Source organism: Pseudomonas sp. 13B_2.1_Bac1, from assembly GCF_025466155.1.
In the GTDB taxonomy this organism is placed as follows: Bacteria; Pseudomonadota; Gammaproteobacteria; order Pseudomonadales; family Pseudomonadaceae; genus Aquipseudomonas; species Aquipseudomonas aylmerensis.
This window is the reverse complement of sequence record NZ_JANLOH010000055.1, coordinates 48,643-64,167: the sequence shown is the minus strand read 5'-3', so window position 1 is coordinate 64,167 and position 15,525 is coordinate 48,643. Positions and strand designations below refer to the sequence as shown.

Genomic DNA, 15,525 nt, shown 5'->3' with positions numbered 1-15,525 from the left:
TTTTGCCCGCCAAGACCTTCAGTGGATAGGGTGTTATGTCCGGAAAAGCGCAACAGCAGTCTCGTATCAAAGAGTTGATCACCCTTGGTCGTGAGCAGAAGTATCTGACTTACGCAGAGGTCAACGATCACCTGCCTGAGGATATTTCAGATCCAGAGCAGGTGGAAGACATCATCCGCATGATTAACGACATGGGGATCCCCGTACACGAGAGTGCTCCGGATGCGGACGCCCTTATGTTGGCCGACGCCGATACCGACGAGGCAGCCGCTGAAGAAGCCGCTGCCGCGCTGGCCGCGGTGGAGACCGACATCGGTCGCACGACTGACCCTGTGCGCATGTATATGCGTGAAATGGGTACCGTCGAGTTGCTGACACGTGAAGGCGAAATCGAAATCGCCAAGCGTATCGAAGAGGGTATCCGTGAAGTGATGGGCGCAATCGCGCACTTCCCAGGCACGGTTGACCACATTCTCTCCGAATACACTCGCGTCACCACCGAAGGTGGCCGCCTGTCCGACGTCCTCAGCGGTTATATCGATCCGGACGACGGCATTGCGCCGCCTGCCGCCGAAGTACCACCGCCTGTCGATGCCAAGGCCGCGAAAGCCGACGACGATTCCGAAGACGACGACGCTGAAGCCAGCGGCGATGACGAAGATGAAGTCGAAAGCGGTCCGGACCCGATCATTGCTGCCCAGCGTTTCGGTGCGGTTTCCGATCAAATGGAAATCACCCGCAAGGCCCTGAAAAAGCACGGTCGCGCCAACAAGCAGGCAATTGCCGAGCTGCTGGCCCTGGCTGAGCTGTTCATGCCGATCAAGCTGGTACCGAAGCAATTCGAAGGCCTGGTTGAGCGTGTTCGCAGCGCCCTTGAGCGTCTGCGTGCACAAGAACGCGCAATCATGCAGCTGTGTGTGCGTGACGCACGCATGCCGCGTGCCGACTTCCTGCGCCAGTTCCCGGGCAACGAAGTTGACGAAAGCTGGACCGACGCACTGGCCAAGGGCAAGGCGAAATACGCCGAAGCCATTGGTCGCCTGCAGCCCGACATCATCCGTTGCCAGCAGAAGCTGACCGCGCTTGAGACCGAAACCGGTCTGACGATTGCCGAGATCAAGGACATCAACCGTCGCATGTCGATCGGTGAGGCCAAGGCCCGCCGCGCGAAGAAAGAGATGGTTGAAGCGAACTTGCGTCTGGTGATCTCCATTGCCAAGAAGTACACCAACCGTGGCCTGCAATTCCTCGATCTGATCCAGGAAGGCAACATCGGCTTGATGAAGGCTGTGGACAAGTTCGAATACCGTCGCGGCTACAAGTTCTCGACCTATGCCACCTGGTGGATCCGTCAGGCGATCACTCGCTCGATCGCCGACCAGGCCCGCACCATCCGTATTCCGGTGCACATGATCGAGACGATCAACAAGCTCAACCGTATTTCCCGGCAGATGTTGCAGGAAATGGGTCGCGAACCGACCCCGGAAGAGCTGGGCGAACGCATGGAAATGCCTGAGGACAAGATCCGCAAGGTATTGAAGATCGCTAAAGAGCCGATCTCCATGGAAACCCCGATCGGTGATGACGAAGACTCCCATCTGGGTGACTTCATCGAAGACTCGACCATGCAGTCGCCAATCGATGTCGCCACCGTTGAGAGCCTTAAAGAAGCGACTCGCGACGTACTGTCCGGCCTCACTGCCCGTGAAGCCAAGGTACTGCGCATGCGTTTCGGCATCGACATGAATACCGACCACACCCTTGAGGAAGTCGGTAAGCAGTTTGACGTGACCCGTGAGCGGATCCGTCAGATCGAAGCCAAGGCGCTGCGCAAGTTGCGCCACCCGACGCGAAGCGAGCATCTGCGCTCCTTCCTCGACGAGTGATACCAGAACCCCCGGCCCAGGCCGGGGGTTTTGTTTTGTATCGATTTAACTCGACAGATTAACTGCCCCCGCACCACCCCTCCCCCGCAATGCCCGTCTACACTCGAAACATTCCCCGTGCCATAACGAGACCGTTATGCCCAGATTGCCGACTGTGTTACTGCTGTCGCTGCTGACCTGGACCGCAACGGCTGGCGCGTTGACTCTTACTGATGATGAGCGTGGCTGGCTGGCGGACCATCAGGAGCTGCGCCTGGGGGTGGACGCGTCGTGGCCACCTTTTGAATACCGCGACGAAAACGGCCGCTACCAAGGCCTGGCGGCAGATTACGTGCGCCTGATCCAGGACCGCCTCGGCGTGCGGGTCAAGCTGATCGAGCCACTCAACTGGAGCGCGGTGCTGGAGCAGGCTCGCAACAACCAGCTCGACCTGCTGCCAGGCATCATGTCCACGCCGGAGCGCCAGGGCTACATGGCGTTCACGCGCCCGTACCTGGACTTCCCTATCGTCATCCTGGCCCATGAAGGCGGCGCCACTCCCCGCACCCTGAAGGACCTCTACGGCCTGAAGATTGCCGTGGTCGAGAACTACGCTCCCCATGAGCTGCTGCGCACTCACCATCCCGACCTCAACCTGGTGGCCATGCCAAACGTCAGCTCGACGCTGCAGGCGCTGGCCACCGATGAGGTGGATGCGGTGGTCGGCGACCTGGCCTCCAGCGTCTGGAGCCTGCGCCAGCTCAAACTGGATGGTTTGTACGTCAGCGGCGAAACTCCCTATCGCTACCAACTGGCGATGGGCGTGCCACGAGACAACAAAATGCTGGTGGGCATCCTGGACAAGGTCCTGGCCGACCTCAGCCCGCAGGAAACCGACGCGATCCAGCAACACTGGGTCGGCAGCTTTACCGATCACCGCACATTCTGGACCGATCTGCTGATGTACGGCCTGCCTGCGGTGCTGCTGCTGAGCACCGTCCTGGCCATTGTGATTCGGATCAATCGCCGGCTCAGCTCGGAAATTTCCCGCCGTGTCGCCCTCGAACAGGAACTGCGCAGCAGCGAATATCACTATCGCGGGCTGGTGGAGAGCCTGTCCGCCATTGCCTGGGAAGCCAGCGTCACCGACTTCACCTATAGCTACGTCTCACCGCATGCCGAGGAATTGCTCGGCTATCCCCGCGCGCATTGGCTGATTCCGGGCTTCTGGCGCAACATCATCCACCCGGCCGACCTGACGCGGACCGAAGCCTATTGCTACCGCGAAACCCGCGCCAGCCGCGATCACAGTGTCGATTACCGGGTGATCACTGCCGACGGTCGCTGCCTGTGGGTGCGCGACATTGTCAGCCTGATCGAACACGGCCACGAACCGGTACTGCGCGGCTTGATGATCGACATCAGCGAAGCCAAGCGCACCGAGGAGGCGCTGCAACTGTCCGAGCAGAAATTTGCCTCCGTGTTCCAGCAGTGCCCGGACATTCTGGTGATCGCGCGGCTGTCCGATGGCTGCCTGCTGGAGGTCAACAAAGCGTTCGAAGACCAGGTTGGCCTGACGGCCGAGGAAGTGCTCGGCAAAACTGCGACGTCCCTGAATATCTGGGGCATCCCGGGCATCGGCCCTGACCTGCTGAAACGTGTGCAAACCACCAGTATCCGCAACCTCGAAATGCCTTTCCGGCGCAGTAACGGCCAGGCGTTCACCGGGCTGATTTCGGCCGAGCCGTTCCAGCTCGACACCACCGAAGCCTTGGTGGTGGTGGTGCGCGACATCACCCAACTCAAGGAAACCCAGCAACAACTGCAAACCTCCGAGGAGAAGTTCGCCAAGGCCTTCCACGCCTCCCCTGACGGCTTGCTGCTGAGCCGGCAACGCGATGGACTGCTGATTGAAGTGAACGATGGTTTCAGCCGCATCACCGGCTTCAACAGTGCCACCTCCCTCGACCAGTCCACCCTGGACCTGGGCATCTGGGTCGACCTCAACGAGCGCAAGCACATGCTGGAGTTGATGCACCGCGATGGTTTTGTGCGTGACTTCATCTGCCATATCCGCCGCAGCGACGGGCAGATCCGGCTATGTGAAGTGTCCAGCCGCCCACTGCCGATTGCCGGTGAAGATTGCATGCTGACCATCGCCCGCGACATTACCGAACGCCAGCTGATGCAGGAAAAACTGCAACAGGCCGCGACGGTGTTTGAAAGCACCGCCGAAGGCGTCTTGATCACCGACACTCGGCAGAACATCAGCGCCGTCAACCGCGCCTTCAGCGAAATCACCGGATACAGCGAGGCCGAAGCCCTCGGCAATACACCGCGCCTGCTCGCCTCAGGCCTGCATGACAGCGCGTTTTACGCCGCGATGTGGCACCAATTGACTGCCCAGGGGCACTGGCAGGGCGAGATTTCCAACCGACGCAAGAACGGCGAGCTGTACCCCAGCTGGCTGACCATCAGCGCGGTGCGCAACCGCGACCAGATGATCACGCACTTCGTCGCCGTCTTTGCCGATATCTCCAGCCTCAAACTGGCCCAGGCCCGTCTCGACTACCAGGCGCACCACGATCCACTGACCGGCCTGCCCAACCGCACCCTGTTCGAGAGCCGCTTGCAGGCCGCCCTCAATGGCCATCAGGAAACCGGCAAACAGGGTGCCGTGCTGTTTCTCGACCTGGACCGCTTCAAACATATCAACGACAGCCTGGGCCATCCGATCGGCGACCTGCTGCTCAAAGACATCGCGGTGCGCCTCAAGGAGCAACTGCGCGACATCGACACCGTTGCGCGCCTGGGCGGTGATGAATTCATCATCCTGCTCCCCGGCCTGCAACACGCCAGCGACGCCCAGTACCTGGCGAACAAGCTGCTGGCCTGCTTCACGCCGCCCTTCCAGGCCGGCGAACACGAGTTTTTCATAAGCGCCAGCATTGGCACCAGCCTCTATCCCCAGGACGGCACCGACGTCGCCACCTTGGTCAAAAACGCCGACGCGGCGATGTACCGTTCCAAGGCCAAGGGCCGTAACCGCGTCGAAAGCTACACCCGCGACCTTACCGCCCAGGCCAACGAGCGCGTGGCGCTGGAACATGAACTGCGCCGCGCCATCGAGCGCGACGAGCTGAGCCTGTATTACCAACCCAAACTCAGCCTGGAAACCCACGAACTGATCGGCGCCGAAGCACTCATTCGCTGGCGTCACCCCACCTTTGGCGACGTACCGCCCGAACACTTCATTGCCCTGGCCGAAGAGAACGGCATGATCCTGCAGATTGGCGACTGGGTGCTGGAGCAGGCCTGCCGGCAAATGCATGCCTGGCAATCCGCCTTCGATGATTTCGGCCCGCTGTCGGTCAACCTCGCCGGCGCGCAACTGCGTCACCCCGGCCTGCTGGGGCGCATCGAACAGTTGTTGCATGACTACCGCCTCGACCCCGGCTGCCTGCAATTGGAGATCACCGAAAACTTCATCATGAGCCAGGCCGAAGAAGCGCTGGAAGTCCTGCACCAGCTCAAACGCCTGGGCGTACAGCTGGCAATCGATGACTTCGGCACCGGCTACTCATCCCTCAGCTACCTCAAGCGCCTGCCGCTGGACTTCCTGAAAATCGACCAATCCTTCGTCCGCGGCCTGCCCGACGACCCGCACGACGCCGCGATCGTGCGCGCCATCATTGCCTTGGGCCATAGCATGCAATTCACCATCATCGCCGAAGGTGTGGAGAACCCTGCGCAACAGGCATTCCTCGCCGCCGAGGGCTGTGAACAGATGCAAGGCTACATCGTCAGCCTGCCCCTGCCGCCGGAGCTTTTTGCAGCGACGTTTCTTCGTATGGACCTTGAGGACTTTTCGGATAGCACAGTGGAGAAACCATCGTTATAATCCGCGACCTGTTTAGGGCCTATAGCTCAGTTGGTCAGAGCAGAGGACTCATAATCCTTTGGTCCACGGTTCAAGTCCGTGTGGGCCCACCAAACAAGAAAGCCGCGCATTGCGCGGCTTTCGTCGTTTCTGGCGCCTGCAAATTCGGGGCGCTGCTGCGCTCGACCTCGGCAATGAAAGATTTGTTAATTGTTCGCGCCAGCTGCGACGCAGACCATGGCCGGCGTTCAATATCGACTTCAGTACGAGGAAACCGGCTCCATGCCTCACGCCCCACGTTCGCCGCACGCGCTCATCCGCCCCCTGTTCAACCTGGGCAGCGCCCTCGTCATCAGCCTTGCGACCTTCAGCTGCGCCCATGCAGCAACGCCCGCCCCGGCCACGATCAAGGCGTTCAAACTGTGTACGGGCGCGGACAATGCGTCGCACGTCCTGGTCGGCAGCATTGACCAGAACATGCGCAATGACGTCACCGCCATTCACTTCAAGCAAAGCCCGGCGCATGCCGCTTACGGTTGGCATAACGACCCGGAGCCGCAATACGTGATGACGCTATCCGGCACCCTGGCGTTCGCTACGCGGGGTGGCGAGACGTTCACGTTGCATCCCGGTGAAGTGCTGGTCGCCGAAGACAACACCGGCTCAGGCCATCGCTGGAACCTCATCGACGACCAGCCTTGGCGGCGTGGCTACGTGGTGTTGAAGCCCGGCGCAGTCGATTCGTTTGTGCCCGACGACCCCGCCGCGGCGAAGGTGTGCAAGGCGCCCGCCGCGAGCTGAGCGCAGCCTGGAACCGAACGTGCGGTTCCAGGACGCAAGCCTGTAACATGCCACTCCATTGCCGTCCGCTCTGGAGCTTTGCCCTTGCCCGTCCTCGATGAAATCGATCGTCAACTGATCGCCGCCCTGCAGATCAACGCGCGTGAAAGCGTGGCCATGCTCGCTCGGCAGCTGGGCATCGCGCGTACCACGGTGACGTCGCGCCTGGCACGGCTGGAGAAAACCCAGGTGATCACCGGTTACGGCGTGCGCCTGGGACAGCGTGTCGTGGATGGCGGTTTGCAGGCCTATGTCGGGATCACTGTACAGGCGCGCTCGGGCAAGGAGGTGCTGCGCAAGTTGAGTGCCATGGCCCAGGTGCAGCAGCTGTGTGCAGTGAGTGGTGAGTTCGATTACGTTGCCTGGCTGCGCACCGATTCGCCGGAGCAACTGGACCAACTGCTGGACCAGATCGGCAGTGTCGACGGTGTGGAAAAAACCACCACCTCGATCATCCTCAGTAACAAATTGGACCGCGGCCAACCAATTTGACCAGCAACCTCGTCATATTGACTGAAACCAATTCATTCCGACGACACATTGCGTCTTATTAACGAGCGCAACGCTCCCTAAACTGGCTGCCATCTTTTCCTATACTCAGCGGGTCACGTCCTGCCGAGTCGTCAGCAAGGGTCAGCCATGAGCATTCCGTCCAGCACCATCAGCAAGACCAATCGCCACCCCGCAGACGGCAAGAAACCCATCACCATCTTCGGCCCGGACTTTCCGTTTGCCTTCGATGACTGGATCGAACACCCGGCCGGGCTGGGCAGCATTCCCGCCGCCAACCATGGCGCCGAAGTGGCGATCGTCGGGGCCGGGATCGCCGGCCTGGTCGCCGCCTACGAGCTGATGAAACTGGGCCTCAAGCCGGTGGTGTACGAAGCCTCGAAGATGGGCGGCCGCCTGCGTTCCCAGGCCTTCGAAGGCGCCGAAGGCATCATCGCCGAGCTGGGCGGCATGCGCTTCCCGGTGTCGTCCACCGCGTTTTATCACTATGTCGACAAGCTGGGCCTGGAGACCAAACCCTTCCCCAACCCGCTGACGCCGGCGTCCGGCAGCACGGTGATCGACCTCGAAGGCCAGACCCATTACGCCCAAAAGCTCTCCGACTTGCCGGTGCTGTTCCAGGAAGTCGCCGATGCGTGGGCGGATGCCCTGGAAGCCGGCTCGCAGTTCGGCGATATCCAGCAGGCGATCCGCGACCGTGACGTGCCACGCCTCAAAGCGCTGTGGAACAAGCTGGTGCCACTGTGGGACGACCGCACTTTCTACGACTTCGTCGCCACCTCCAAGGCGTTCGCCAAGCTCTCGTTCCTGCACCGCGAAGTGTTCGGCCAGGTCGGTTTCGGCACCGGCGGCTGGGACTCTGACTTCCCCAACTCGATGCTGGAAATCTTCCGCGTGGTCATGACCAACTGCGACGACCACCAGCACCTGGTGGTCGGCGGCGTGGCCCAGGTGCCGATGGGCATCTGGCGTCACGTACCGGAGCGCTGCGCCCACTGGCCGGCCGGCACCAGCCTCAGCTCGTTGCACCGCGGCGCGCCGCGCGCCGGGGTCAAGCGCATCGCCCACGCTGCCGATGGCCGCTTTGCCGTCACCGACAACTACGGCGACACGCGCGAATACGCCGCCGTGCTTACCACCTGCCAAAGCTGGCTGCTGACCACCCAGATCGAGTGCGATGAAACCCTGTTCTCGCAAAAAATGTGGATGGCCCTCGACCGCACGCGCTACATGCAGTCGTCGAAAACCTTCGTGATGGTCGACCGCCCGTTCTGGAAAGACAAAGACCCGGAAACCGGCCGCGACCTCATGAGCATGACCCTCACCGATCGCCTGACCCGTGGCACCTATCTGTTCGACAACGGCGACGACAAACCCGGCGTGATCTGCCTGTCATACTCATGGATGAGCGACGCGTTGAAAATGCTGCCGCAGCCCATCGATAAACGCGTGAAGCTGGCTCTCGACGCGCTGAAAAAGATCTACCCGAACGTCGACATCAAGGCACGTATCATCGGCGATCCGATCACCGTATCCTGGGAAGCCGACCCGCACTTTCTCGGGGCCTTCAAGGGCGCGCTGCCGGGTCACTATCGCTACAACCAGCGGATGTATGCGCACTTCATGCAGAAGGACATGCCCGCTGAACAACGTGGGATTTTTATCGCCGGCGATGACGTGTCCTGGACCCCAGCCTGGGTCGAGGGCGCGGTGCAGACCTCGCTGAACGCGGTGTGGGGCATCATGACCCACTTTGGCGGCAGCACTCACCCCGAGAATCCAGGGCCGGGTGATGTATTCGACGAGATCGGGCCGATCGCCCTGGCGGACTAAGGAGTTGAGGATGCGTGTCGCCCTGTACCAATGCCCGCCGTTGCCGCTGGATGTGGCCGGCAACCTCAAGCGTCTGCACCAGCTGGCGCATGAAGCTTCGGATGCCGATGTGCTGGTGCTGCCGGAGATGTTTCTCAGCGGCTACAACATCGGCGCCGAGGCGGTGGGCGCCCTGGCCGAAGCGCAGGATGGGCCATCGGCTCAAGCAGTTGCCGAAATGGCGCAAAGCGCTGGCCTGGCGATTCTGTACGGCTACCCGGAACGCGCCGAAGACGGACAGATCTACAACGCCGTGCAATTGATCGACGCCCACGGCCAGCGCTTGTGCAACTACCGCAAGACCCACCTGTTTGGCGACCTGGACCACTCGATGTTCAGTGCCGGCGGCGATGATTGGCCGCTGGTGGAGCTCAACGGCTGGAAGCTCGGCGTCCTGATCTGCTACGACCTGGAGTTCCCGGAAAATACCCGCCGGCTGGCTCTCGCCGGAGCCGAGCTGATCCTGGTACCCACGGCCAATATGGTGCCGTTCGACTTTGTTGCCGACGTGACGGTGCGGGCACGCGCCTTCGAGAACCAGTGCTACGTGGCCTACGCCAATTACTGTGGGCATGAAGGCGAGATTCAGTACTGTGGGCAAAGCAGCATCGCCGCGCCGGACGGCCAGCGCATCGCCCAGGCCGGCCTGGATGAAGCCTTGATTGTCGGCACGCTGGATCACCAATCGATCCGCGACGCGCGCGCCGCCAATCACTACCTGCAAGACCGCCGCCCCGAACTGTACGGCGCACTGCACAAGCCCTGATCCTGCGGGTTTGCTAGCATAGGCACCTCTCTTGTTTCGGAAGTGCCCATGCCTGCGCCGGCCCACCCCCATCGCCAACACCTGACCCTGGCCAACGGCCTGCGGGTTTCCCTGCACCATGCGCCGCGCTTGAAGCGCAGTGCGGCGGTCTTGCGGGTGGCTGCCGGCAGCCATGATGTGCCGCTGGCGTGGCCGGGGCTGGCGCATTTTCTGGAGCACCTGTTGTTTCTCGGTACTGAGCGTTTTCCCACGGGCGAAGGCTTGATGGCCTACGTGCAACGCCAGGGTGGCCAAATCAATGCCAGTACGCGCGAGCGCACCACGGAGTTCTTCTTCGAGTTGCCGGTGGCGAGCTTGGCGCAGGGTTTGGAGCGGCTGGCAGACATGCTGACTCACCCGCGCCTGACGGTCGAAGACCAGTTGCGTGAGCGCGAAGTCCTGCACGCAGAGTATGTCGCCTGGTCCCAGGATGCCCAGGCGCAACAGCAGGTCGCGTTGCTGGCAGGCCTGGCGGCGGATCATCCGTTGCGGGGTTTTCATGCAGGTAACCGCGACAGCCTGCCGGTGGAGCGTGAGGCTTTTCAGCAAGCGTTGCGGGCATTCCACCAAGGGTTCTATCGCAGCGGGCAGATGACGTTGAGCCTTGCCGGCCCCCAATCGCTGGCAGACTTGCAAGCCTTGGCGCAGCAGTTCAGCGCAGCCCTGACCTCGGGGCCTTTGCAGCCCCAAGTCGAGCCGCCGCCACTGGCGCAAGGCCAGGCAGCGAGTTATCAACATGTCGCCGATAACCACCTGCACCAGGTCATTACCTGCAGGGCTCCCCGCGAAGCGCTGGATTTCCTCTGCACCTGGCTAAACGCCTCGGCACCAGGCGGCCTGTTGGCGGAACTGAAGGCAAGAAAACTCGCCAGCGCCGTGCAGGCGTCGGTGCTTTACCACTTTGCCGGGCAAGCAGTGCTGGATATCGACTTCACGCTCGCGAACCAAAGCGCTTCGGCGACACACATCGAGGCATTGCTTTACGACTGGCTGAGCTTTTTCGCACACAGCGACTGGGCTTCACTGCGAGAAGAATTCGCCCTGCTGGCGGCGCGCCAACAGCAGGTGCAAGGCGCACTGGCCTTGGCCCGGCACGCCAGCGAAGGCCTGACGGATGAGGACGTCGCGGCCCTCAAGACCCTGCTGGAGACCCTGCACCTACCGTCCTGCGAACAGGCCTGGCAACTGCCGCCCAACAATCCGTTCCTGCGCCCACCCGTCAAGGATGAGCGCGCCGGCCTGATTCGTGGCCAAACCAGCGCCCACCGGGGCTTGCGCACCTTTGCCCAAGACCGTTCGCGGGGGCGGCGAGAGCTGTCGGCACTGACATTCAGCCAAGGGTTGGCGAATGACAGCGATGAAGGCGCGCTCTACCTGCACTGGCGGTTTGAGGCCGCCGTACCTGCCGGGCTGGATAGCACCTTGCAGGCACTGCGCGAGAATGCTCGTCAGGCAGGTGTTGAAATGTCTTTCGAAACTGTCGGCAATGACTGGTTGGTGAAGCTGATCGGGCTGCAAGAGCCGATGCCAGCGATACTCGAGGCGCTGGCGCTCGACGTGCATCAACCGCAAGAGGCACCCAGCGCTCCGACACCGATGCTCGCGATCCGGGCACTGCTCAAGGCGCTCCCTGCCTGTTGCACCACCGGCGTCAGCGTCTCCGGCGAGCAACCCATGGCCTGGGCCACCGCACGCTGGCAAGGGCTTGGCGTTGGTTTGTCGCCCGTATCTGAAGTCGCGATCAAGGCTGCGGCCGCGCGCCTGCCCGGGCACGCTGCGCGACTGGAATCTACATGCACCAGCATCAGCGGCCAACATCTCTGGCATCAACTGAACACCGACTCCGCAGAGGCAGCGTTGCTGCTGTTTTGCCCTGCGCCTACCCAGTCCCTGACGGACGAAGCCGCGTGGCGATTGCTCGGGCACCTGCTCCAGGGCCCCTTCTACCAACGTCTGCGCGTCGAGCTGCAGTTAGGCTACGCAGTCTTCAGCAACGTCCGACAAATCAACGGGCAAATCGGACTGCTGTTTGGCGTGCAATCCCCCAGCGTTTCACTTGAAGGGATCCTTGAGCACCTGCAGGCTTTCCTGGCGCAGTTGCCTGCGCTGATCGACAGCCGCGCGCTGGATAACCAGGCCCTGGCGCAACAATTCACGGTCCAGGCGCTGCCCATCGCCCACGCCGCCGAACTGCTCTGGCAGGCGTATTTGGTGGGCCATCCGTCGGATTACCTCACGCGCCTCCAACAAACGATCCAGGCCTGCACACGCGAAGACCTGCTGCACGCCGCCCGACAGCTCGAGGGTGCTGCAGGCGGCTGGCGCTGCATCGCCAACGGCCCGCGCATCAACGATGCCTGGCAAGTGCCAGGCTGATCATTGCCGCCCTTGCAAAAGGCTTTTATTACCGAGACAGCGCTAACTTGAAAAGAATTGCGTAACATTCATACGCACACCTCTGAACATCTCCGACTGGAGGTGGACTATATGTATTACTTGGTAGTGAATGTCCCATCCCTTCGTAGGAGTAAGAATATGACCTGGTCCAAACCTGCTTACACTGATCTGCGCATCGGTTTCGAAGTCACCATGTACTTCGCCAGCCGTTAATCCGCTGGGTAATACAACGCCTCGGTTCGCCCGGGGCGTTTTTGTTTTGAGCTTTGCTTGATGGAGCGGCCATGTTTGTCCAGATTCTAGGTTCCGCCGCCGGCGGTGGCTTCCCGCAGTGGAACTGCAACTGCGTGAACTGCGCGGGTTTTCGTGACGGCAGCCTGCGGGCGCAGGCGCGCACCCAGTCGTCCATCGCGATTTCCGACGACGGCGTGAACTGGGTGTTGTGCAATGCCTCGCCGGATATCCGCGCGCAACTCCAAGGCTTTGCGCCGATGCAACCCGGCCGCGCCCTGCGCGACACCGGTATCAGCGCGATCATCCTGATGGACAGCCAGATCGACCACACCACCGGCCTGCTGAGCCTGCGCGAAGGTTGCCCACATCAGGTGTGGTGCACCGACATGGTCCATGAAGACCTGAGCACCGGCTTCCCGTTGTTCACCATGCTCACCCATTGGAACGGTGGCCTGGCCTGGAACCGTATCGAACTGGACGCCAGCTTCACCATCCCGGCCTGCCCCAACCTGCGCTTCACCCCGCTGCCGTTGCGCAGCGCCGCGCCACCTTATTCGCCGCACCGCTTCGATCCGCACCCAGGCGACAACATCGGCCTGATCGTCGAAGACCTGCGCACCGGCGGCAAACTGTTCTACGCCCCGGGCCTGGGCAAGGTCGACGCCGCCTTGCTGGAAATCATGGCTGGCAGCGATTGCCTGCTGGTGGACGGCACAATGTGGGACGACGACGAAATGCAGCGCCGTGGCGTCGGCACCCGCACCGGTCGCGAGATGGGCCACCTGGCACAAAACGGTCCCGGCGGCATGCTTGAGGTGCTGGAACAGCTGCCGAAGCAGCGCAAGGTGCTGATCCATATCAACAACACCAACCCGATCCTCGATGAAGACTCCCCCGAGCGTGCCGAGCTGGGGCGACGCAATGTCGAAGTGGCTTACGACGGCATGAGCATTGAATTGTAGGAGTGATCGAAATGACTGACACACCGCTGACCACAGCCGAATTCGAAGCCGCGTTGCGCGCCAAGGGCGCCTTCTATCACATCCATCACCCCTACCATGTGGCGATGTACGAAGGCCGTGCCACCCGCGAGCAGATCCAGGGTTGGGTCGCCAACCGCTTCTACTACCAGGTGAACATTCCGTTGAAAGACGCCGCGATCCTGGCCAACTGCCCGGACCGCGAGATCCGCCGCGAGTGGATCCAGCGCTTGCTCGACCACGACGGCGCGCCCGGCGAAGACGGCGGCATCGAAGCCTGGCTGCGCCTGGGCCAGGCCGTCGGCCTTGACCCGGACCAGCTGCGCTCCCAGGAACTGGTGCTGCCCGGCGTGCGATTTGCGGTGGATGCCTACGTCAACTTTGCGCGCCGCGCCAGTTGGCAGGAAGCCGCCAGCAGCTCGCTGACCGAACTGTTCGCGCCGCAGATCCACCAATCGCGCCTCGACAGCTGGCCGCAGCATTACCCGTGGATAGACCCCGCCGGCTATGAGTACTTCCGCACCCGCCTCGGGCAGGCTCGGCGTGATGTCGAGCATGGCCTGGCGATCACGCTGCAGCACTACACCACCCGCGAAGGCCAGGAACGCATGCTGGAAATTCTCCAGTTCAAACTCGACATTCTGTGGAGCATGCTGGATGCCATGAGCATGGCCTATGAATTGAAACGCCCGCCGTATCACAGCGTGACCGAGCAGCGGGTCTGGCATAAAGGGATCACCCTATGAGCTTCGATCGCAGCAGAAAACCGACCTGGCGCCAGGGCTATCGCTACCAGTATGAACCGGCGCAGAAAGGCCATGTGTTGCTCTACCCCGAGGGCATGATCAAGCTCAACGACAGCGCCGCGCTGATCGGTGGCCTGATCGACGGCGATCGCGATGTCGCCGCGATCATTACCGAACTTGAGCGGCAATTCCCTGGCGTACCGGAGCTGGGTGAAGACATCGAGCAGTTCATGGAGGTCGCCCGTGCTGAGCACTGGATCACCCTTGCCTGAGAAGCCGCCCATTGGCTTGCCATTGTGGCTGCTGGCCGAGCTGACTTACCGCTGCCCGTTGCAGTGCCCGTATTGCTCCAACCCGCTGGATTTCGCCGAGCAGGGCAAGGAGCTGAGTACCGAACAGTGGTTCAAGGTATTTCGCGAGGCGCGTGAGATGGGGGCCGCGCAGCTGGGCTTTTCCGGCGGCGAGCCGTTGGTTCGCCAGGACCTCGCCGAGTTGATTGCGGAAGCACGCAGGCTGGGCTTCTACACCAACCTGATTACCTCCGGCATTGGCCTCACCGAGCAAAAGATCAGCGACTTCAAGAAGGCCGGCCTGGACCATATCCAGATCAGCTTCCAGGCCAGCGACGAACAGGTGAACAACCTGCTGGCCGGTTCGAAAAAAGCCTTCGCGCAAAAACTCGAAATGGCCCGCGCGGTCAAGGCGCACGGCTACCCGATGGTGCTGAACTTCGTCACCCATCGGCACAACATCGACAAGATCGACCGCATCATCGAGCTGTGCATTGCGCTGGAGGCGGACTTCGTCGAGCTCGCCACCTGCCAGTTCTACGGCTGGGCGCAACTCAATCGTGTGGGCTTGTTGCCGACCCGTGAGCAACTGGTGCGTGCCGAACGCATCACCAACGAATACCGCGCCAAACTGGAAGCCGAAGGCCACCCGTGCAAGCTGATATTCGTGACTCCGGATTACTACGAGGAACGCCCGAAAGCCTGCATGAACGGCTGGGGCAGCATCTTCCTGACCGTGACACCGGACGGCACTGCCCTGCCCTGTCACGGTGCCCGACAGATGCCGGTGCAATTTCCGAATGTGCGTGACCACAGCATGCAGCACATCTGGTACGACTCGTTCGGCTTCAACCGCTTTCGCGGCTACGACTGGATGCCCGAGCCGTGCCGCTCATGCGACGAAAAAGAGAAGGACTTCGGTGGCTGCCGCTGCCAGGCCTTCATGCTCACGGGGGATGCGAGCAACGCCGACCCGGTGTGCAGCAAGTCCGAGCAGCACGGCATCATCCTGCAAGCGCGGGAAGAAGCCGAACATGCCACCCAGACCATTGAGCAGCTGGCCTTTCGCAATGAGCGCAACTCAAGGCTCATCGCAAAAGGCTGAC

The 15,525-nt window shown here is 61.8% G+C and carries 12 protein-coding genes and 1 tRNA gene; all 13 read left to right on the top strand.

Going from position 1 to position 15,525, the window contains the following annotated elements; genetic code table 11:
• Nucleotides 1-35 precede the first annotated feature (35 nt).
• The 13 genes from rpoD to pqqE all read left to right on the top strand — a co-directional run bounded on the left by rpoD (nt 36) and on the right by pqqE (nt 15,524).
• Nucleotides 36-1,886, top strand: a complete 1,851-nt coding sequence (gene rpoD, locus NTD80_RS14220; RefSeq protein ID WP_065904657.1) for an RNA polymerase sigma factor RpoD — start codon at nt 36-38, stop codon at nt 1,884-1,886.
• Nucleotides 1,887-2,022: 136 nt separating this feature from the next.
• A complete protein-coding gene (locus tag NTD80_RS14215; RefSeq protein ID WP_262134081.1) occupies nt 2,023-5,766 on the top strand; it encodes an EAL domain-containing protein in 3,744 nt (1,247 codons plus the stop codon).
• Between the two features lie 15 nt (nt 5,767-5,781).
• Nucleotides 5,782-5,858 (top strand) — tRNA-Ile (locus tag NTD80_RS14210).
• A 169-nt stretch (nt 5,859-6,027) separates the two neighbouring features.
• Nucleotides 6,028-6,546 carry a hypothetical protein gene (locus NTD80_RS14205; protein ID WP_262134098.1) on the top strand — a complete coding sequence of 173 codons (519 nt, stop codon included), beginning with the start codon at nt 6,028-6,030 and terminating at the stop codon, nt 6,544-6,546.
• Nucleotides 6,547-6,630: 84 nt separating this feature from the next.
• Nucleotides 6,631-7,077 (top strand): Lrp/AsnC family transcriptional regulator, encoded by a 447-nt coding sequence (locus NTD80_RS14200; RefSeq protein WP_065904662.1) that lies wholly within the window; start codon nt 6,631-6,633, stop codon nt 7,075-7,077.
• Nucleotides 7,078-7,245: 168 nt separating this feature from the next.
• Nucleotides 7,246-8,928 (top strand): flavin monoamine oxidase family protein, encoded by a 1,683-nt coding sequence (locus tag NTD80_RS14195; RefSeq protein ID WP_065904799.1) that lies wholly within the window; start codon nt 7,246-7,248, stop codon nt 8,926-8,928.
• A 10-nt stretch (nt 8,929-8,938) separates the two neighbouring features.
• A complete protein-coding gene (locus NTD80_RS14190) occupies nt 8,939-9,733 on the top strand; it encodes a carbon-nitrogen hydrolase family protein (RefSeq protein ID WP_262134080.1) in 795 nt (264 codons plus the stop codon).
• Nucleotides 9,734-9,781: 48 nt separating this feature from the next.
• On the top strand, nt 9,782-12,148 hold the full coding sequence (gene pqqF, locus NTD80_RS14185; protein ID WP_262134079.1) for a pyrroloquinoline quinone biosynthesis protein PqqF: 2,367 nt from the start codon (nt 9,782-9,784) through the stop codon (nt 12,146-12,148).
• 159 nt (nt 12,149-12,307) lie between these two features.
• Entirely contained in the window at nt 12,308-12,382 is a 75-nt protein-coding gene (pqqA, locus tag NTD80_RS14180) for a pyrroloquinoline quinone precursor peptide PqqA (RefSeq protein ID WP_003194766.1), read from the top strand.
• 71 nt (nt 12,383-12,453) lie between these two features.
• A complete protein-coding gene (gene pqqB / locus NTD80_RS14175; RefSeq protein ID WP_065904667.1) occupies nt 12,454-13,365 on the top strand; it encodes a pyrroloquinoline quinone biosynthesis protein PqqB in 912 nt (303 codons plus the stop codon).
• Nucleotides 13,366-13,376: 11 nt separating this feature from the next.
• Entirely contained in the window at nt 13,377-14,129 is a 753-nt protein-coding gene (gene pqqC, locus NTD80_RS14170; protein ID WP_017138042.1) for a pyrroloquinoline-quinone synthase PqqC, read from the top strand.
• A complete protein-coding gene (pqqD, locus tag NTD80_RS14165; RefSeq protein ID WP_106802467.1) occupies nt 14,126-14,401 on the top strand; it encodes a pyrroloquinoline quinone biosynthesis peptide chaperone PqqD in 276 nt (91 codons plus the stop codon). The genes pqqC and pqqD overlap by 4 nt, the downstream gene beginning before the upstream one ends.
• Nucleotides 14,394-15,524, top strand: coding sequence for a pyrroloquinoline quinone biosynthesis protein PqqE (pqqE, locus tag NTD80_RS14160; RefSeq protein ID WP_010207007.1), 1,131 nt, complete (start codon nt 14,394-14,396; stop codon nt 15,522-15,524). Before pqqD ends, pqqE begins: the two co-directional genes overlap by 8 nt.
• Nucleotide 15,525: the final 1 nt, after the last annotated feature.